At 39.5% G+C, this 18,064-nt stretch carries 18 protein-coding genes; 12 read left to right on the forward strand and 6 right to left on the reverse strand.

Translation table 11 applies throughout. The annotated features are described in order from the left end of the window. Position 1 precedes the first annotated feature (1 nt). The 4 genes from FPQ10_RS00465 (at position 2) to FPQ10_RS00480 (ending at position 4,005) form a co-directional block, all read left to right on the forward strand. Positions 2–985 carry an alpha-ketoacid dehydrogenase subunit beta gene (locus FPQ10_RS00465; RefSeq protein ID WP_144158598.1) on the forward strand — a complete coding sequence of 328 codons (984 nt, stop codon included), beginning with the start codon at positions 2–4 and terminating at the stop codon, positions 983–985. Between the two features lie 18 nt (positions 986–1,003). Further along, positions 1,004–2,284, forward strand: a complete 1,281-nt coding sequence (locus FPQ10_RS00470; protein ID WP_144158601.1) for a dihydrolipoamide acetyltransferase family protein — start codon at positions 1,004–1,006, stop codon at positions 2,282–2,284. A gap of 182 nt (positions 2,285–2,466) precedes the next feature. Continuing rightward, positions 2,467–2,898 carry a BrxA/BrxB family bacilliredoxin gene (locus FPQ10_RS00475; protein WP_144158604.1) on the forward strand — a complete coding sequence of 144 codons (432 nt, stop codon included), beginning with the start codon at positions 2,467–2,469 and terminating at the stop codon, positions 2,896–2,898. 156 nt (positions 2,899–3,054) lie between these two features. Continuing rightward, positions 3,055–4,005: an aromatic acid exporter family protein gene (locus tag FPQ10_RS00480; protein ID WP_144158607.1), complete on the forward strand. Its 951-nt coding sequence runs from the start codon at positions 3,055–3,057 to the stop codon at positions 4,003–4,005. Positions 4,006–4,113: 108 nt separating this feature from the next. Here the strand turns inward: FPQ10_RS00480 and prli42 are convergent, their stop codons facing one another. Beyond that, positions 4,114–4,257, reverse strand: a complete 144-nt coding sequence (gene prli42, locus FPQ10_RS12900; protein ID WP_246065292.1) for a stressosome-associated protein Prli42 — start codon at positions 4,255–4,257, stop codon at positions 4,114–4,116. Between the two features lie 151 nt (positions 4,258–4,408). On the opposite strand from prli42, the gene FPQ10_RS00485 reads away from it, so the two are divergent. The 6 genes from FPQ10_RS00485 (at position 4,409) to FPQ10_RS00510 (ending at position 10,955) form a co-directional block, all read left to right on the forward strand. Next, on the forward strand, positions 4,409–6,067 hold the full coding sequence (locus tag FPQ10_RS00485) for an acyl-CoA mutase large subunit family protein (protein WP_144158610.1): 1,659 nt from the start codon (positions 4,409–4,411) through the stop codon (positions 6,065–6,067). A 54-nt stretch (positions 6,068–6,121) separates the two neighbouring features. Continuing rightward, positions 6,122–6,526 (forward strand): cobalamin B12-binding domain-containing protein, encoded by a 405-nt coding sequence (locus tag FPQ10_RS13465; protein ID WP_144158613.1) that lies wholly within the window; start codon positions 6,122–6,124, stop codon positions 6,524–6,526. Next, positions 6,523–6,930: a methylmalonyl-CoA epimerase gene (gene mce / locus FPQ10_RS13470; protein ID WP_144158616.1), complete on the forward strand. Its 408-nt coding sequence runs from the start codon at positions 6,523–6,525 to the stop codon at positions 6,928–6,930. The genes FPQ10_RS13465 and mce overlap by 4 nt, the downstream gene beginning before the upstream one ends. A gap of 2 nt (positions 6,931–6,932) precedes the next feature. Next, positions 6,933–8,480 (forward strand): acyl-CoA carboxylase subunit beta, encoded by a 1,548-nt coding sequence (locus tag FPQ10_RS00500; RefSeq protein WP_144158619.1) that lies wholly within the window; start codon positions 6,933–6,935, stop codon positions 8,478–8,480. Positions 8,481–8,492: 12 nt separating this feature from the next. Beyond that, positions 8,493–9,629, forward strand: a complete 1,137-nt coding sequence (locus tag FPQ10_RS00505; protein WP_144158622.1) for a M20/M25/M40 family metallo-hydrolase — start codon at positions 8,493–8,495, stop codon at positions 9,627–9,629. 81 nt (positions 9,630–9,710) lie between these two features. Then, positions 9,711–10,955 (forward strand): DNA polymerase IV, encoded by a 1,245-nt coding sequence (locus FPQ10_RS00510; RefSeq protein WP_144158625.1) that lies wholly within the window; start codon positions 9,711–9,713, stop codon positions 10,953–10,955. A gap of 97 nt (positions 10,956–11,052) precedes the next feature. Here the strand turns inward: FPQ10_RS00510 and FPQ10_RS00515 are convergent, their stop codons facing one another. Genes FPQ10_RS00515 through FPQ10_RS00530 form a run of 4 tightly spaced genes read right to left on the reverse strand, consistent with a single transcriptional unit; the run spans position 11,053 to position 15,190 of the window. Further along, positions 11,053–12,423 carry an aldehyde dehydrogenase gene (locus FPQ10_RS00515; protein ID WP_144158628.1) on the reverse strand — a complete coding sequence of 457 codons (1,371 nt, stop codon included), beginning with the start codon at positions 12,421–12,423 and terminating at the stop codon, positions 11,053–11,055. Positions 12,424–12,440: 17 nt separating this feature from the next. Next, complete coding sequence (gene rnz / locus FPQ10_RS00520) at positions 12,441–13,358, reverse strand: ribonuclease Z (protein WP_144158631.1); 918 nt, start codon at positions 13,356–13,358, stop codon at positions 12,441–12,443. 15 nt (positions 13,359–13,373) lie between these two features. Further along, positions 13,374–14,399: an NADPH dehydrogenase NamA gene (gene namA, locus FPQ10_RS00525; protein WP_144160114.1), complete on the reverse strand. Its 1,026-nt coding sequence runs from the start codon at positions 14,397–14,399 to the stop codon at positions 13,374–13,376. A 38-nt stretch (positions 14,400–14,437) separates the two neighbouring features. After that, positions 14,438–15,190 (reverse strand): glycerophosphodiester phosphodiesterase, encoded by a 753-nt coding sequence (locus tag FPQ10_RS00530; RefSeq protein ID WP_144158634.1) that lies wholly within the window; start codon positions 15,188–15,190, stop codon positions 14,438–14,440. Between the two features lie 170 nt (positions 15,191–15,360). Here FPQ10_RS00530 and FPQ10_RS00535 point away from each other — a divergent pair, with 170 nt between their 5' ends. Continuing rightward, positions 15,361–16,335, forward strand: coding sequence for an MBL fold metallo-hydrolase (locus tag FPQ10_RS00535; protein WP_144158637.1), 975 nt, complete (start codon positions 15,361–15,363; stop codon positions 16,333–16,335). A gap of 153 nt (positions 16,336–16,488) precedes the next feature. Here the strand turns inward: FPQ10_RS00535 and FPQ10_RS00540 are convergent, their stop codons facing one another. Further along, positions 16,489–17,412: an aldo/keto reductase gene (locus FPQ10_RS00540; RefSeq protein ID WP_144158639.1), complete on the reverse strand. Its 924-nt coding sequence runs from the start codon at positions 17,410–17,412 to the stop codon at positions 16,489–16,491. A gap of 108 nt (positions 17,413–17,520) precedes the next feature. Between FPQ10_RS00540 and FPQ10_RS00545 the strand changes: the two genes are divergently transcribed. Further along, complete coding sequence (locus FPQ10_RS00545) at positions 17,521–18,063, forward strand: NUDIX domain-containing protein (protein ID WP_144158642.1); 543 nt, start codon at positions 17,521–17,523, stop codon at positions 18,061–18,063. Position 18,064: the final 1 nt, after the last annotated feature.

Genomic DNA, 18,064 nt, shown 5'->3' on the forward strand with positions numbered 1-18,064 from the left:
GATGGCCGTAATGTCTTATATTCAAGCAGTTACACTCGCAATGAAAGAAGAGATGGAACGCGATGAGAAAGTATTTGTCTTAGGAGAAGACGTTGGAAAGAAGGGCGGTGTCTTTAAGGCGACTGAAGGTCTATACGATCAATTTGGGGAATCCCGTGTTATTGACACACCGCTTGCTGAATCGGCGATTGCTGGTGTAGGGATCGGTGCAGCCATGTATGGCATGCGCCCAGTTGCTGAAATGCAGTTCGCTGATTTCATTATGCCGGCTGTCAACCAAATTATTTCTGAAGCTTCTCGTATTCGTTATCGTTCAAACAATGATTGGAATGCACCCATCACAATCCGAGCTCCGTATGGTGGTGGTGTTCATGGGGCTTTATACCATTCTCAATCCGTTGAAGCCGTTTTTGCCAATCAACCAGGTTTGAAAATTGTCATGCCGTCGACTCCATATGATGTCAAAGGGTTGTTAAAGGCAGCAATTCGTGATGAGGATCCTGTTCTTTTCTTTGAACATAAGCGTGCTTATCGACTAATTAAAGGTGAAGTACCTGAAGATGATTATACATTGCCAATTGGGAAGGCTGATGTAAAACGCGAAGGGGAAGATATTACCGTTATCACTTATGGTTTAAGTGTTCACTTTGCTTTACAAGCAGCTGAAAAGTTGGCAGAAGAAGGTATATCAGCACATATTCTAGACCTTCGAACTGTATATCCACTCGACCAAGAAGCCATTATTGAAGCAGCTAAGAAGACTGGAAAAGTTCTATTGATTACAGAAGATAACAAAGAAGGAAGCATCATCGGTGAAGTTGCTGCGATTATCGCAGAAAACTGTCTATTTGATTTAGATGCACCCGTACAACGATTGGCGGGACCAGATGTACCATCCATGCCTTATGCACCAACGATGGAAAAATATTTTATGATCAATCCAGATAAAGTCGAAAAAGCAATGCGTGAATTAGCTGAATTTTAATCGGAGGAGGTACAGACCATGGCGGTAGAAAAAGTTACTATGCCCCAGCTTGGGGAGAGTGTAACGGAGGGTACGATCAGTTCCTGGCTTGTTAAAGCTGGCGATCAGGTGAATAAATATGATCCAATTGCAGAAGTAGAAACAGATAAAGTGAACGCGGAAGTCCCTTCTTCTTTTACGGGTACTATCAAAGAGATTGTGGCTAAAGAAGGAGAAACGATCGAAGTAGGCGAGCTTATTTGTTATATGGAAATTGAATCAGCTGGTGAGGATTCAGCCACAGAGGAAAAAAATGAAAAAACAGAAGAAAACAATGAATCTAACGCAGTTGAAGAAAACAAAGATCAATCAATGAAAAAACGTTATTCGCCAGCAGTGATGCGTATGGCTCAAGAAAATGATATTGACTTAAATCTAGTAGACGGGTCAGGAAAAGGTGGACGAATTACACGGAAGGATATTGAGAAAATCATCGCTTCCGGTGACATTCCAAAACCGTCTGCACAAGAGGAAACACCTGCTCAACAAGTAGCGGATGAAACGAAAACGAAGTCTGCTAAAAAGCAATCTCAATCCCCTTCTGTGCCAACGCAAGATGGAGATATTGAGATTCCTGTCACAGGTGTCAGAAAAGCAATTGCACAAAATATGGTTACATCCACAACAGAAATTCCACATGCTTGGATGACGGTCGAAGTTGATGTAACAGATCTTGTTGCATTTAGAGATGCGAAAAAAGTAGAATTCAAACAAAAAGAAGGATTTTCATTAACGTATTTCGCTTTCTTTGTAAAAGCAGTCGCTCAAGCGTTAAAAGAATTTCCACAATTGAACAGTTCTTGGGCAGGAGATAAGATTATCCAGAAAAAAGACATCAATTTATCTATTGCTGTTGCACATGAAGACCGTTTATTTGTGCCAGTGATCAAGAATGCTGATGATAAAAGTATCAAAGGGATTGCTAAAGAAATCGTTGAGCTTGCGAATAAAGCTAAATCAGGCAAGTTAACGAATGATGATATGTCTGGTGGTACATTCACCGTCAATAACACAGGTTCTTTCGGATCTGTACAATCGATGGGTATCATTAATCATCCACAAGCAGCGATCCTCCAAGTCGAATCCATCGTGAAGAAACCTGTCTTCATGGAAAATGGAATGTTTGGAGCACGAGATATGGTAAATCTATGCTTATCGTTAGATCACCGAGTACTGGATGGATTAATATGTGGCCAGTTCTTAGCTCGTGTGAAAGAAATTTTAGAAAATATGTCTGAGAAAAATACATCTGTTTATTAATTATAACGGAGAAAAAGAACCAGCAATGCTTTCACCCTTTTGCTGGTTCTTTTATGAAATAAGCTATATAATCTTTTTTATTACCGTCAAATGGTAATTTTTCCGATGGCAAATAAATTGAAAAGCTTGTTCGAAGCTGATAGGATGAAATTGACACTTAGAAAATTAGGGGGTACACATAGATGGATTTTAGCCTATACATGGAAGATATGTCTAAAGAAGCACGTGCAGAGCTTACGAATGCTGGTTATGAAGAATTAACAACACCTGAAGAAGTCGATCAGGCACTAACGAGAGAAGGAACTACACTTGTCGCTATTAATTCAATGTGCGGCTGTGCTGGCGGAGTTGCACGTCCAGCTGCCACGAATTCAATTCATTTTGACAAAAGACCAGATCATTTAGTGACTGTTTTTGCAGGACAAGATCGTGAAGCAACAGACCGAGCAAGAGATTATTTTGAAGGTTTTCCACCATCTTCACCTTCGTTTGCACTATTGAAGGATGGGAAAATTCTTGAGATGGTTCCACGTGAAGAAATTGAAAGCTCCATGCCAATGGAGGTCGTTCAGAAGCTACAATCTCTATTTGATGAACACTGTGAAGAATATTAAATCTTTCTTTTTAAAAGAAAGGGATATGATTACTGACGGCGACATTCTATCCCGTCAGTTTTTTCTGTAAACATGTAACGTATATAGTTATTCCTTTTTAACGTAATTTTCTATGAAGTATTCATTTAAGATTAAATTCAGTAAGAGAGGGAAATCATGTTTAAAATCGGCTACCGAACGATCAAAACAGCCATCGGCGCACCCGTTGCCATATTTATCGCTCAGTTACTTCAATTGGATTATGCTATTTCAGCTGCAGTCATAACGATGTTATGTATCCAAACAACACGTAGAGCTTCTTATTTAAAAGCTTGGTCAAGGTTTTATTCATTCATGATCGGTGTGACAATAGGTGGGTTGGTATTTGAATTCATCGGCTATTCACCGCTCACCTTTAGTTTGACGCTATTGCTGTTTATCCCGATTGCAGTGAAAGTAAAAGCGACGGAAGGAATCATAACAAGCACGGTTATTATTCTTCATATTTATAATGCGGGTGCGTTAACGGTAGGTTTAGTCATTAATGAAGTGATTTTGCTTTCCATTGGAATTACCATTGGAATTGTACTCAATTTATATATGCCTAGCTTAACGGACGATATCGTCGCGATTCGAAAGGAAATCGAAAAAAACTTTTCACGTATATTACATGAGGTTGCACGGTTCATTGAAACGGGAGATCATTCATGGTCCGGTGAAGAACTGGCTGAAACAGCTCAGTTACTTGAGAAAGCGCAGGACTTAGCAAATAAAGATGTAGAGAATCACATTCTGCGCACCCGGCATCCATACATTGACTATTTTCATATGCGAGAAAAACAATTTGAGATTTTAGAACGCATGCTCCCATTCATTACTCATTTGAATGCAACGGACAACCAATATAAATATATTGCTAAGTTGTTTAAAGATTTATCAGAAAATGTTCACCCAGGGGATACATCCATCCAATATTTAGAGAGATTGCGTAATATTCGCAACCGATTCAATCAAGAGGAATTGCCTGTTAGCCGAGAAGAGTTTGAGAGGCAAGCTAATTTATATATCCTTTTAAATGAAATAGAACAATATTTAACGTTGAAACGCTCGATCAAGAGTTTTAAATAACGGCGTACAATGATGAGAAATCAGACTTCAAAGCATACAGTTGTGAAAAAAACAAAAATAAAAAGCAACCACCAGAACATGTAATGAACTTGGTGGTTGCTTTCTTTTTTATACAAACATAGCTGCTCCCGCAAGCAATGAGCTTAAAAGCATTGCGATAATCATTGCATAAATGACAATTGTCGTCCATTTAGCTTTTTTTCTTCTATTTGACGAAAACGGTGCTCTCGTTTTCTTTTTTTGATTAGCCAAGTGTATTCCTCCCTGCATTCTTATCCATTACCTCTTATTTTATATAAAAACTTACAGTTGGACAAGTGTCTTTTTTCTATTAAACTATGAAGAAGATTAAAAATTCCTTATATTTATAGTAGAATGGTTACTAGAAGGGAGAGTTTTATCAATGAGTGAACATTTTTCAGAACAAAAAAAGATATGGGAACAACAAAGTGAAAAAGTAAAAGAACGCTTTCCGGAAAGAAAAGATCCATTTACAAATCTATCCGGAATTCCTATTGAACCTTTATATGTACCTGAAAACGAATCGAATTTTGATGACTATGCAGAAAAGTTAGGGTTTCCTGGACAATACCCATTTACTCGAGGAATCCAGCCGACAATGTACCGTAATCGATTTTGGACAATGCGCCAATATGCTGGTTTCGGATCCGCAAAAGAAACAAATGAACGTTTCCGTTACTTATTAGATCAAGGACAAACGGGTTTATCCGTCGCATTCGACCTGCCGACTCAAATCGGTTATGACTCAGATGATCATATGGCAGAAGGTGAAGTCGGAAAAGTTGGTGTAGCAATCGACTCATTAGAAGATATGGAGATCTTATTGGATCAAATCCCGCTTGACAAAGTAAGTACGTCCATGACGATTAATGCACCAGCTTCGGTTTTGCTATGTATGTATATAGCTGTTGCTGAAAAGCAAGGTGTTCCAAAAGAAAAGATTACTGGAACCATTCAAAATGATATTTTAAAAGAATATATTGCAAGAGGAACATATATTTATCCGCCTAAACCGTCTATGCGATTGATCACGAATATCTTTGAATATTGTCGTGACAACGTACCGAAATTTAATACAATCAGTATATCGGGATATCACATCAGAGAAGCTGGCTCTACAGCTGTACAAGAAGCAGCCTTCACGATTGCTGATGGTCTTGCATATGTTGATGCAGCACTTGAAAGCGGTTTAGAAATTGATGAATTTGCTCCACGTTTAGCCTTTTTCTTCAATGCGCATAATAACTTTTTTGAAGAAGTGGCAAAATTCAGGGCTGCGAGAAGAGTATGGGCAGACTTGATGAAAAACAAATATAAAGCGCAAAATGAAAAAAGCTGGCGCTTACGTTTTCATACGCAAACAGGAGGTTCTACACTTACTGCTCAGCAACCGGATAACAATATCGTACGTGTAGCCTTACAAGCCTTATCGGCTGTTATGGGAGGCACACAAAGCTTGCATACAAACTCTCGTGATGAAGCATTGGCACTACCTACAGAAGAGTCTGCAAGGATTGCGCTCCGTACGCAACAAATTATTGCTCATGAGAGTGGCGTGGCGGATACAGTAGATCCATTAGCCGGTTCTTATTATGTTGAGCAGATGACTGACGAAATCGAAAAACAGATTCGTGAGTATTTAGATAAAATTGAAGATATGGGTGGAGCTGTACAAGCTGTTGAAGAAGGGTATATGCAACGTGAAATACACCAGGCAGCTTATGAAGCGCAAAAACGTATTGAATCGAAAGAAGATATTATTGTGGGTATGAACGAATTTACAACCGATGAAGAAACCCACGCAGATTTATTGAAAGTGGATGAAAAGTTAGAGCAAGAACAGATTGAGCGACTGGGAGAGATTCGCGCCAATCGCGATCAACAGCTTGTTGATAAAAGGTTACAAGATTTGAAAAAAGCAGCAAAGAATCCTGATGAAAACTTGATGCCTCATATTTTAGCGAGTGTGAAAGCTTATGCAACAGTCGGAGAGATTTGTCATACAATGCGAGACGTATTCGGCGAATATACAGGTGCTTAATGGTCAGCGATCGTGTAAGAAAGGTTTGTAGTTTTTAAGAGAGGTGAAGAAGAAATGAATAGAAAAATACGTGTACTAGTCGCTAAACCTGGTCTTGATGGACATGACCGTGGTGCTCTAGTCATTGCACAGACATTGAGAGATCGTGGAATGGAAGTCATCTATACGGGGTTAAGACAATCGGCCGCACAAATTGCCCAGACGGCCATTCAGGAAGATGTGGATGTAATTGGTCTTTCCTCTTTATCCGGTGCGCATAAATCATTATTTCCGAAAGTAATGGAGGAATTAAAGAAGAGAGAGGCAGAAGACATTCCTGTTATTGGTGGCGGCGTTATTCCAGAAGAGGACATCCAATTTTTATTAGACCATGGAATACAGAAAATTTTCACGCCGGGAACCCCAATGACTGCTGTTGCTGACTTCATTGAGGAACGAGTTCAGGGTGATTCTGTATGAAGAAAATCAATCACATCGGAATCGCTGTAAGAAACTTGGATGAAACGTTACCATTCTATACGGAAACACTGGGTTTAACGTTCAAAGGTGTGGATAAAGTCGAGAGTGAAGGGGTGAAAGTAGCTTTTTTGTCCATTGGTGAAAGTAATTTTGAGTTATTGGAGCCACTTCATGAGGAATCACCAATTGCTAAATTTATCGAGAAACGAGGAGAAGGTATTCATCACATCGCTTTAGAAGTAGATGATATTCAGGCGAGGTTAGAACAATTCAAAACTGAAGGAATTCGTATGATCAATGACCAGCCGAAGCAAGGAGCTCATGATACGCAAGTAGCCTTCTTACATCCAAAAGCAGCGAACGGCGTCCTATTAGAACTTTGTCAGCCAAAACAGGAGGATTAGTAATGGATATTTACGATAAAATTAATGAACTCTATGACAAACGCCGCGAAATTGAGTTGGGCGGTGGAGATGACAAAATTGAAAAACAAAAAGATAAAGGGAAGATGACAGCGAGAGAACGAATCGATTATTTGTTAGATGATGGGTCATTTGTGGAACTGAACGCATTCATGGAACATCGAGTCACCGATTTTGGTATGGCAGGAAAAAAAGCTCCGGGAGAAGGTGTTGTCACCGGTTTTGGTAAAATTGATGGAAGACCCGTATACTTATTCGCTCAAGATTTCACGGTTTATGGTGGAGCTCTTGGTGAAATGCACGGTAAAAAGATCGCCGCAGTCATGGACTTAGCAGCCAAAAACGGAACACCTTTCATAGGACTGAATGACTCAGGTGGAGCCCGGATTCAAGAGGGAGTGGCTTCGCTTGATGGGTATGGTCATGTGTTTTACCGGAATTCTATTTATTCCGGAGTGATTCCGCAAATTTCGGTTATTATGGGTCCAAGTGCAGGTGGAGCTGTCTATTCACCAGCGATTACCGATTTTGTTATCATGGTTGAAAAAACATCGCAAATGTTTATTACAGGCCCAAAAGTCATTGAAACGGTAACCGGAGAAAAAATCTCTGCTGAAGATTTAGGTGGAGCAGATGTACATAATGCAACCAGTGGAAATGCACATCTGAAAGCGGCTACCGAGGAAGAAGCATTAGACCAAGTGAAAGAGTTGGTACGTTATTTACCGCAAAACAATAACGAAAAGCCTCCTGAAGTCGAAGTGGAGGAAGTGGATGATTACCGTCCAAATATGACGGATATCATTCCTTTTGATTCCATCCGACCTTATGATGTACGTGTCATTATCGAAGAAGTCGTTGATGAAAATTCTTTCTTTGAAATTCATAAACAATTTGCGAAAAATATTGTTGTCGGCTTTGCAAAAGTAAAAGGCAAGACCGTCGGATTGATTTGTAATCAACCGAAATTCATGGCGGGTGGATTGGATATTGACTCAAGTGACAAAGCTTCTCGATTCATTCGTTTTTGCGACTCCTTTAATATCCCATTGATTACATTTGAAGATGTTACTGGATTTTTCCCTGGCGTCAAGCAAGAGCATGGTGGAATCATTCGTCATGGAGCTAAGATTTTATATGCCTATTCGGAAGCGACTGTGCCAAAAATTACAGTCATAACACGTAAGGCCTACGGCGGTGCATATGTTGCATTAAACAGTAAATCAATTGGAGCCGATTTGGTTTATGCATGGCCAAATGCGGAAATTGCAGTAATGGGACCAGAGGGAGCCGCGAATATTATCTTCGCTCGTGAGATTAACGAGAGCGACAATCCTGAAGCGACTCGCAAAGAAAAGATTGACGAGTACAGGGAGAAATTCGCAAACCCATATGTTGCCGCAGGTTTAGGTATGGTCGATGATGTTATCGATCCACGTGAGACAAGAGAAAAACTGGTCCAAGCTTTAGACATTTTACAAAATAAACAGGAAGAACGACCGAAGAAGAAACACGGAAATATTCCATTATAAGGAGGTTTTCTTTTGATTCAAGCAGATCGAGAACGATTGGTCAGTGAATTTATTGAGCTGGTCAAAATTGATTCAGAGACAGGTTACGAAGAAAAGATATCGGTTGTTCTTAAAGCAAAATTTGAAGCTTTAGGTTTTAAAGTTGAAGAGGATGACGCCAAAGAAAAAACCGGTCATGAATCCAACAACTTGATTTGTACATTGGAAGGTACAAAAGAAGGTGTCGAGCCGATCTTCTTCAACTCACATATGGACACAGTCGTCCCTGGTAAAGATATTCAACCACAAATCGAAGGTGATACCATTCGGTCTGATGGCACGACAATTTTAGGTGCAGATGATAAAGCAGGAATTGCTGCGATTATTGAGATGGTCCGTCTTCTGAAGGATTATGATATTGAACACGGCCAGATTCAAGTTGTCCTTACGATTGGCGAAGAATCAGGTTTGATTGGTGCAAAAGCATTGGATGCGAGCCTGATCGATGCAAAATATGGATATGCAGTGGATAGTCACGGAGATGTGGGCGGCTTAATCGTCGCTTCTCCTACGCAGGCGAAATTTGAAATAACTTGCCATGGAAAAACAGCTCATGCAGGTGTGGCACCTGAAGAAGGTATTTCTGCGATTACGTTAGCTTCAAAGGCCATTTCAAAAATGAAATTAGGTCGAATTGATGAAGACACCACTGCAAATATCGGTCGATTTGAAGGTGGAAAAGCAACGAATATCGTTAGTGATGAAGCGGTTGTTATTGCTGAGGCACGTTCGCTTGTCCGAGAAAAATTAGATCGTCAAATCGAGCAAATAAAAGAAGCTTGCCGACAAGCAGAGGAAGAAGTCGGTGGCTCAATTGATGTTGATGTTAAAATTATGTATAAAGGTTATAAGCATGATGAAAATGCACAAGTTGTAAAAGTAGCGAGTCAAGCAGCTAAGCGCATTGGATTAGAACCACAACTCAAAGCGACTGGCGGCGGAAGTGACGCCAACGTGATCAGTAGCTATGGTTTTCCAATGGTTAACCTATGTGTCGGTTATCAAAACATTCATACACCAGAAGAAGAAATTTCAATCAATGAGATGATGAATATTTCTGCTTTGCTTACAGGGATTGTAATCGAAGCTGCTGAAGAAGGAACGGCTTAATCGATTGAACAATTCTTACTTCCGTTGTAAACTAGCCTCATTCAATAACTGAATGGGGCTTCCATTGTGTAGGTGAGAAAAATGAGCAAAGGTCGAGTAATTTTCCATGTCGATATGAACAGTTTTTATGCTTCGGTTGAAATCGCAGAACACCCGGAGCTAAAAGGGAAACCTGTTGCTATTGCTGGGGCTCCCGAAAAACGAAAAGGGATTATTGTCACAAGTAGCTATGAAGCAAGAGCAAAAGGTGTCAAAACAACAATGCCATTATGGAAGGCTTATGAATTATGTCCAAATTTAATTGCATTGCAACCCAATTTTGAGAAATATCGAGAAGCTTCAAGTAAAATATTTTCAATTTTGTATGAGGTTTCACCAATCGTCCAGCCCGTGTCGATTGATGAAGGGTATCTCGATGTAACAGAACATAACTTGGGAATGAACGGGATCGAACTTGCTGAATGGCTTCAAAAGAAAATATACCAAGAGTTGGATTTGCCTTGTAGCATTGGTATTGCACCGAATAAATTTCTGGCCAAGATGGCATCTGATATGAAAAAGCCGATGGGAATTACTGTTCTTCGAAAGCGGGAGATCCAGCAAAAATTATGGGTGCTTCCAATTGGCGAGATGTATGGTGTTGGTGACCGGACAGAGGAAAAGTTACAAAAGCTTGGCATTCAAACGATTGGAGATTTAGCAAATCATGATGTCGTGGCATTGAAGCAGCTTTTAGGGATCAATGGTGAGCGTCTCCATACTCGTGCAAATGGGCATGATAATCGTCCGGTCGACCCAGATGCAATCTACGAATTTAAAAGTATCGGAAATTCAAGAACGTTACCACACGACACAACAGACCAACTAGAAATTGATTCGTTATTGGATCAATTGGCCGAAAAAGTATCTGCGAGATTGCGCTATAAAGATGTAGTTTCAGAAAACATTCAAATTATGATCCGTTATCACGACCGGAAGACGGTTACTCGGAGTAGGCAATTACGTGACTTCGTTGAAAAAAAAGATGAAGTTTTCATGATTGCGAAAATGTTATTCGATGAACATTGGAAGGGGGAACCGATCAGACTATTGGGGATTACTGCACAAGATCTCGTACCAAAGCACGAACTTTCCAAGCAATTGGATTTATTTACATATCAAGAAGAAGCGGAAAAAGAAAAACTTTATCAAACCGTAGAGGATATGAAAGAAAAGTACGGAAATGATGTTTTCATTCAACCAAAAGAAAAAACTCGACCAAATTTATCAACGAGTTTTCAGAAAGATTTTTTAAATGATTTTAAAAAGGATAAAAGAGAGGACTAAAAAAGTCTGTACTTTTATAAAGAAAACCCTGAGCAAGGACAATAAATCCTTTGACTCAGGGTATTTCGTATAGCAGGATTCTTTTTAATGTGACCTGCTATTTTTTAAATAATTTTTTCATGATTTGCTCTCCGAATTTCGAATTTGGATAGCGGAAAGATAAGTCGAATGCCGTTGTTTGTTTCAGGACACTTTTGCGGTGTGTGAACGTACGGAAACTTTCATAACCGTGATAAGCCCCTATTCCACTCGCGCCAATTCCACCGAAGGGCAGGTGAGATGTCCCGATATGCATAATCGTATCATTGATTGACCCGCCACCGAACGAGACATTATTTACAACCCATTGTTGTTTCTGTTCATTCTCAGAAAAATAATACAGCGCTAGAGGATTTCTGGAATGTTCAATCTCATCAACAACTTTCTCTAAATGACTAAACGATCGGATGGGTAAAATCGGACCAAAGATTTCTTCTTGCATGATCGGTCGTTCCCATGATGGTTCATCGATCAATGTAGGATTCATTTTGCGGTTATCTCGATTAACTTCACCACCAAAAATGACATTTTCACCTTCAAGTAGCTTTGCCAAGCGATCTAGATGATTATCATGAATGAGTTGAGTGTAATCTGGATGTTCCATTGGTTGCTCTCCATAGAATGACGATAATTCATTTTTTAACGCTTTAATAAATTCATCTTTTACGGATTCATGGACGAGCGCATAGTCGGGAGCTATACACGTCTGGCCAGCGTTTAATAACTTGCCCCAAGCAATCCGTTTTGCGGCTAATGGAATCTTGGCGTCTTCATCAATAATGACCGGACTCTTACCACCAAGTTCAAGCGTCACAGGAATTAGATGTTTACTTGCTTTCTCCATGACGATTTGACCAACCTTCTGGCTACCCGTAAAAAAGATATAGTCGAATTCCAACTCAAGTAGTTCTTGTGATATTTCTTTACCGCCTTGAATGACTGTAATGTATTTTTCCTCAAAATTATCAGCAATCATTTCAGCTAGTAGCTCACTTGTATTTGGCGTAAACTCTGATGGTTTTAAAAAGGCTGTGTTCCCACCGGCAATGGCGCCAATCAATGGTGTAATACTTAAGTTCAATGGATAGTTCCAAGGGCTAATAATCAAAACCGTTCCATAGGGTTGTTTGTAAATATAGCTTTTGGCTCCCTTATGGGTGGTGGGCGTTTTCACTCTCTCTGTACGCATCCATTCTTTTAAATTTCGAATGACATGATCAAGTTCACTATAAAGCACTCCTAATTCGGTCATTAAAATCTCGTAATCCGATTTTCCTAAATCTTTTTTGATTGCTTGATAGATTCGTTTTTCATTCCGATTCAACATGTCTTTTAGTTTCTGTAGTTGATGAATGCGATATGTGTGTGTCATGGTCTTTCCAGCTCTATACATTGTTTTGTGATCGGACAAGATTGTTGATAAATGCATGGTTTCACACTCCTTCCTTACTTTACAGTAAATTCCATAAAATCTTCGACAAATTGTAAAGGTGAGAATATATCCTTTAACCGAGTCTGTTCATCTTCAAGTAGATCTTGTTGATAGCGAGAAGATATATGGTTCATGAGTAAATAATTCACTTGTGCTTTCTTAGCTAGCCGAGTTGCATCGGCTGCTGTTGAATGAGAATAATCATTTGCCAATTGTTCATCCGCTTCCATAAATGTCGCTTCATGGATCAAAACATCGACACCTTGGACCCATTGTGCGAGCGATTCTACTGGTTTTGTATCACCACAGATGGCAATGCGTCTACCGGGAATATCCGGACCTGTCACATCGTTTCGGTGAACCTCCGTACCATTTGGAAGTACTGTAGTTGGTTGATTTTTAATCGTTTCATAAATAGGACCAGGGGAGACGCCGAGTTTTTTCAATCGTTCGGGAAGCAATGGACCGATTTTATCCGCTTCCTCAATTTTGTATGCATAAGAAGGCATTCCGTGTTGTAATTTTTTTGCAGAAACTTTAATATCTTGATCTTGATAAATGATTCCTTCTGCAATAGGTTTAAAAATCAATGGATAATTCAAGTGTGTTCCTGTTGTTTTCAAAGACGTTTCTACAAACTCTTTTAGACTTGGCGGACCATACAGTTCGACCGCTGATTCACCGTCTTGAAAAGATCTACTGCTGAGTAAGCCTGGAAGACCTAACACATGATCCCCATGCATATGTGTAATAAAAATTTTAGCTATTTTCCGTGGTTTGATTGTCGTTTTCATAATTTGATGTTGAGTAGCTTCCCCGCAATCGAATAACCAAACTTCATCACGCTCTTGCAACATTTTTAGAGCTAAAGAAGAAACGTTTCGATTTTTAGAGGGCATGCCGGAACCTGTACCTAAAAAAGTGATTTCCACAAAGATATCCTCCCACTAAATCCATCCACGCTTGTATTGTTTAGGTGCTTCGATTTCCACTTGTAAATCATCCGCCGCTTGTTTAGGCCAGTAAGGGTTGTTTAACATGGCTCTGCCAATGAATACAAGGTCTGCACGGTCATTTCTTAAGATTTCTTCGGCTTGATTGCCGTCCCGTATCCAACCGACCGCTCCTGTTGGAATATCCGCTTCAAGTCTGATTGTTTCTGAATAACGAACTTGATAGCTAGGATAGACTTCGATTGGTGTTTGTGCATGTACGACTCCACCTGAACTACAGTCAATGAGGTCAACTCCATCTGACTTCATCTCTTTCACAAGATCAATATAGTCATCAACATCATAACCCTTCTCGTGATATTCATTTGCTGAGATTCGAACAAATAGAGGTCCATCCCAAATGTCTCGAACAGCTTGAATAATTTGTTTCAAAAATCGGTATCTGTTTTCTTTTGTACCTCCGTATGCATCTTTTCGAACATTGGCAAGAGGGGAGAGGAATTCATTGATTAAGTACCCATGTGCTCCGTGCAGTTCAATAACATCAAAGCCGGCGTCAGATGCTCGACGGGCACCATCTTTAAAGGCTTGGATCGTTTGATTAATCTCATTGATCGTCATTTCAGTCGGTGTTCGTGATTGGTCATCAAAAGGGATGGCACTCGGTGCGAATATTTCATCGTTTACTTTAGATTTCCGGCCAGCATGGGCTAATTGAATTGCACTTTTGGCACCATGTGAATGAATACGTTCATTTAATTGTTGATAGGCGGCGACATGGTCATCTGACCAAATACCTAAGTCTTGTTGTGAAATTCTTCCTTCTGGTAAGACAGCAGTTGCTTCAACCATAATGAGACCTGCTTGACCAATTGCTCGACTTTCATAATGTGTATAGTGAAAAGGGGTTAATAAGCCATCTTCTTTAAAACTAGAATACATACACATTGGCGACATGACAATGCGGTTTTTTAACTGTATACCCTTGATTGTATAGGGAGAGAATAGTTTATTCATTATTGTTTTCATCCTTTATTCATTCGTTAATGATCATTCACTCATGACTTATCCAATTTTTTTGCCTTTTGATGGTCAGTTAGGCTCATAGAGAACAAGTCGGGTCGGTCGGTAATGATTCCTGACGCGTTTTTATCAACAGATTGTTTAAAAGTACTTCTTCTATTTACGGTATAAACACGAAAAGGAATATCATGTTGATTCATCGCTTGAACCATTCTTGAAGATAGAAGACGTGATTTTATGTGCATCACATTGGCGCCTGTATCCGATAAGTATTGTTGAATATTTCGGAAGGCAATTTTGCTTAAAAGAGCTAGCTCAATGTTTGGATGAAGCTCTCGCATCCGATAAAGTGTATGTGGGTTAAAGCTTGAAATGATCACACGATTTTCTAAGCCATATTCACGGATTAATTGGAACACAATTTTTTCGATATTCGGGTATTTAATGACTTTTGTTTTCATTTCAATATTAACGAACAAGTCTTTTGGTAAGATCCATGCAAAAAACTCCTCAAGCGATAGGATTCGTTCATCCGAAAACCGTTCACTGAACCAACTACCCGCATCAAATTGTTGGAGTTCTTTATACGTATATTTTTGAACAAACCCTCGCCCATTTGTTGTTCGCTTAATGTCTTCGTCATGGATGATGACAGGTATTTGATCTTTTGTCAGATGGATATCTAACTCTATACCGTCTGCACCCATCTTTTCTGCCAATTTAAATGCAGCAAGGGTGTTTTCTGGAGCAAATTTACTCGCGCCTCGGTGAGCGATAATTTGTGTCACAGTTAAAAACACCTCGAATCGTTATCTGTTTTGATTGTCTTGTATCGGTTGGAAAAAGTCAATAATCAAGCTAGCTGTATATCAATTTTCATTTTTTTCACGAATGAAAATACTTTTGTAGTATAATCAATGAATAACCATTCAATCAACTAGATGAAAGGAGCCTACAATTGTCAAACCAATCGTTCCACCAAATAACCGTACCTACACCTTATGCTGTAGGGGATGTGCACATGTATGTTTATAGAGGTGAGTCTGTCTCATTAATAGATGCAGGTGTGAATACAGATACAGCGTGGGATCAGTTAGTCGTTGGTCTCAAGGAAATTAACTTAAAACCATCGGATATCGAGCAGATTATTTTAACCCATCATCACCCTGATCACATTGGTCTGACAGGACGTTTCGAACACGAACCAATTATTTATGGACACAAATTAGTTGAGCCGTGGCTGAACCAATCTAATCAATTCTTTGATCAGTATCTTGATTTTTTTAATGGTCTATATGAAAAGTGGGGTGTACCACATCATTTTCGCAATATCGAAAAAACAATAGCTGTTACCAAAAAGTATTCTTCTAAAAGCGAATTGCATCATTATTTGGTTGAGGGAGACGTTATTGAAGGAATTCCCGGCATGAGAGTAATCGAAACACCGGGACACGCACAGAGTCATTTATCTTTTTGGGATGAAAAAAATCGCCAAATGATTGTCGGAGATGTTTTGTTAAAGCACATATCTTCCAATCCATTGTTAGAACCGCCAAAGAATCAAGGTGACGCTAGGCCAAAACCATTACTGGAATACCGGAATTCATTAGAAAAATTGCTGGACTATGATGTCGATCAATTTCTTCCGGGGCACGGAAAGCCGTTTCGTGAACATAAAGAGTTAATCGAGCGACGACTTGAAAAGCAGTCGAAACGAGCAGAAAATGTATTCGCTTATTTAAAAGAAAAAGGTCCAAAGACGCCGTACGAGATTTGTACGTGGTTATTTGCCAGACAGTATGAAACCCAGTTTGGCTTGACGATGTCCGAAACGATCGGCCAATTAGATTATCTTGAAAGTATCGGTGCGGTCAGTAGCGTGGAAACAGATGGTATAAGCTACTATGCACCCTCGATGATTCATCAAAAGTAACGGACAGAAGCCCTTTTAATAATTTTAAAATAAGAACGGGATTGATCACTACTTAAGGATCAATCCCGTTCTTATAGGTATAAACGCGTATTGAGTTATGAAGCGAATACGATAACCTGTGACCATTGAAATCGTTACATGGTGTAGAGTGAATTAAACGCGATGATTCTCATATCGTTGTGACTTAGTTATTGTTCGCAACTCGTCGTACATTTCATCGGTTATGGATGCTTGTTCATAGGCTTTCATGTTCTTTTCAATTTGACTGGCTTCACTTGCACCAATAACCAAACTGCCAAGTGCTTTGTTTTTTAATAAGTAAGCCATGGCTAGTGACTGTAATGGTTGGCTGTTTTCTTTTGATAGTGCAAGCAATTCCTTGATTGTATGACGTAGTTCTTTCCCAGAATAATCAAGAAAGCCATCTTGCCCTTTTTGTTCCCACTTATCCAAACCATGCTCTGTGAGCATACCTTTAGCCAAGCTGCCTCTAGCCATGATGCTTACCTCCTGTTGATGAAGGGTATCTTCAAACTCTTCTGGTCTTCGGTCGAGTAAACTATACTGCATCATATTACTGACGACTTTGGAACGGTCTAGAAATTGTTGAATGACGTTTGGTCGAATAGATGAAATGCCGTAGTAACGAATCAATCCTTCTTGCTGCATTTCTTCTAATGCTTCAAGTACTTCATCAAAAGGATCCTCAATTGTCCCTCCGTGTAATTGATAAAGATCAATTTCATCAATACCTAATCGATATAAGCTGTTTTTAACGGCTTCTTTCAAATAAGTTTTGGATGGATCCCAAAACCAATCTCCTTTGTCTTTGTCAAAGTGATTACCGCCTTTCGTTGCAATGACTACTTCATCGCGTCGTCCTTTAATCGCTTCCCCAACAATTTTTTCATTTTCTCCAAAGTCATATAAATCCGCAGTATCCAAATAGTTAATTCCTGATTGGATGGCCTCATGAATAATATCCTTTGCACGACTGGTGTCCGTGCCAAGACTCATACAACCCAGGCCAATTTCGCTCACATGAAGATCTGTGTTTCCGAGTTTACGTTTATTCATTGATTCTTCACCCCTTTGTCATTCATTGTAGAATTGACGAATAAGAAAGACAAATGATTGGTAACAGACGATTGTGGTAAAATAATCGAATAGTAGGAGGCATGCGAAGTGAATAAATTCGAAGAGAAAACAATACACACCGAAAAAGTTTATCAAGGAAAAATTATCGATTTAGAGATTGACGATGTTATTTTACCCAACGAGCAAACATCGAAGCGGGAGATCGTTCGTCACCCAGGTGCTGTCGCCATCTTGGCACTCACGGATGAAGGAAAAATCATCATGGTTGAGCAGTACCGTAAGCCTTTAGGAAAAAGTATTATTGAAATTCCAGCCGGGAAATTAGAACCTGGAGAAAAATCAGTAAAGACAGCTGAGCGTGAATTGGAAGAAGAAACAGGGTATGCGGCACGCCAGTTTGAATTTATTATGTCTTACTATACTTCGCCTGGTTTTGCGGATGAAAAAATTGAGTTATTTCTAGCAAAAGATCTTTATAAAGTAGAAGAACAATCTATGGGTGATGAAGATGAATTTGTCGAATTAATTGAACTAACTCCAACACAAGCGATTGAGTACATTAAACAAGAAAAAATTCATGATGCCAAAACCATTCATGCTGTGTACTATGCGTTAATGAAGGAAGTGTAGC

Source organism: Allobacillus sp. SKP2-8 (genome assembly GCF_007559355.1).
Lineage (GTDB): Bacteria > Bacillota > Bacilli > Bacillales > Alkalibacillaceae > Allobacillus > Allobacillus halotolerans.

What these genes read in the sequence shown, in the direction of transcription:
- FPQ10_RS00465 (WP_144158598.1), top strand. Translation starts at nt 2, where the DNA reads ATGGCCGTAATGTCTTATATTCAAGCAGTTACACTCGCAATGAAAGAA.
- FPQ10_RS00470 (WP_144158601.1), top strand. Translation starts at nt 1,004, where the DNA reads ATGGCGGTAGAAAAAGTTACTATGCCCCAGCTTGGGGAGAGTGTAACG.
- FPQ10_RS00475 (WP_144158604.1), top strand. Translation starts at nt 2,467, where the DNA reads ATGGATTTTAGCCTATACATGGAAGATATGTCTAAAGAAGCACGTGCA.
- FPQ10_RS00480 (WP_144158607.1), top strand. Translation starts at nt 3,055, where the DNA reads ATGTTTAAAATCGGCTACCGAACGATCAAAACAGCCATCGGCGCACCC.
- FPQ10_RS00485 (WP_144158610.1), top strand. Translation starts at nt 4,409, where the DNA reads ATGAGTGAACATTTTTCAGAACAAAAAAAGATATGGGAACAACAAAGT.
- FPQ10_RS13465 (WP_144158613.1), top strand. Translation starts at nt 6,122, where the DNA reads ATGAATAGAAAAATACGTGTACTAGTCGCTAAACCTGGTCTTGATGGA.
- mce (WP_144158616.1), top strand. Translation starts at nt 6,523, where the DNA reads ATGAAGAAAATCAATCACATCGGAATCGCTGTAAGAAACTTGGATGAA.
- FPQ10_RS00500 (WP_144158619.1), top strand. Translation starts at nt 6,933, where the DNA reads ATGGATATTTACGATAAAATTAATGAACTCTATGACAAACGCCGCGAA.
- FPQ10_RS00510 (WP_144158625.1), top strand. Translation starts at nt 9,711, where the DNA reads ATGAGCAAAGGTCGAGTAATTTTCCATGTCGATATGAACAGTTTTTAT.
- FPQ10_RS00515 (WP_144158628.1), bottom strand. Translation starts at nt 12,423, where the DNA reads ATGCATTTATCAACAATCTTGTCCGATCACAAAACAATGTATAGAGCT.
- FPQ10_RS00540 (WP_144158639.1), bottom strand. Translation starts at nt 17,412, where the DNA reads ATGAATAAACGTAAACTCGGAAACACAGATCTTCATGTGAGCGAAATT.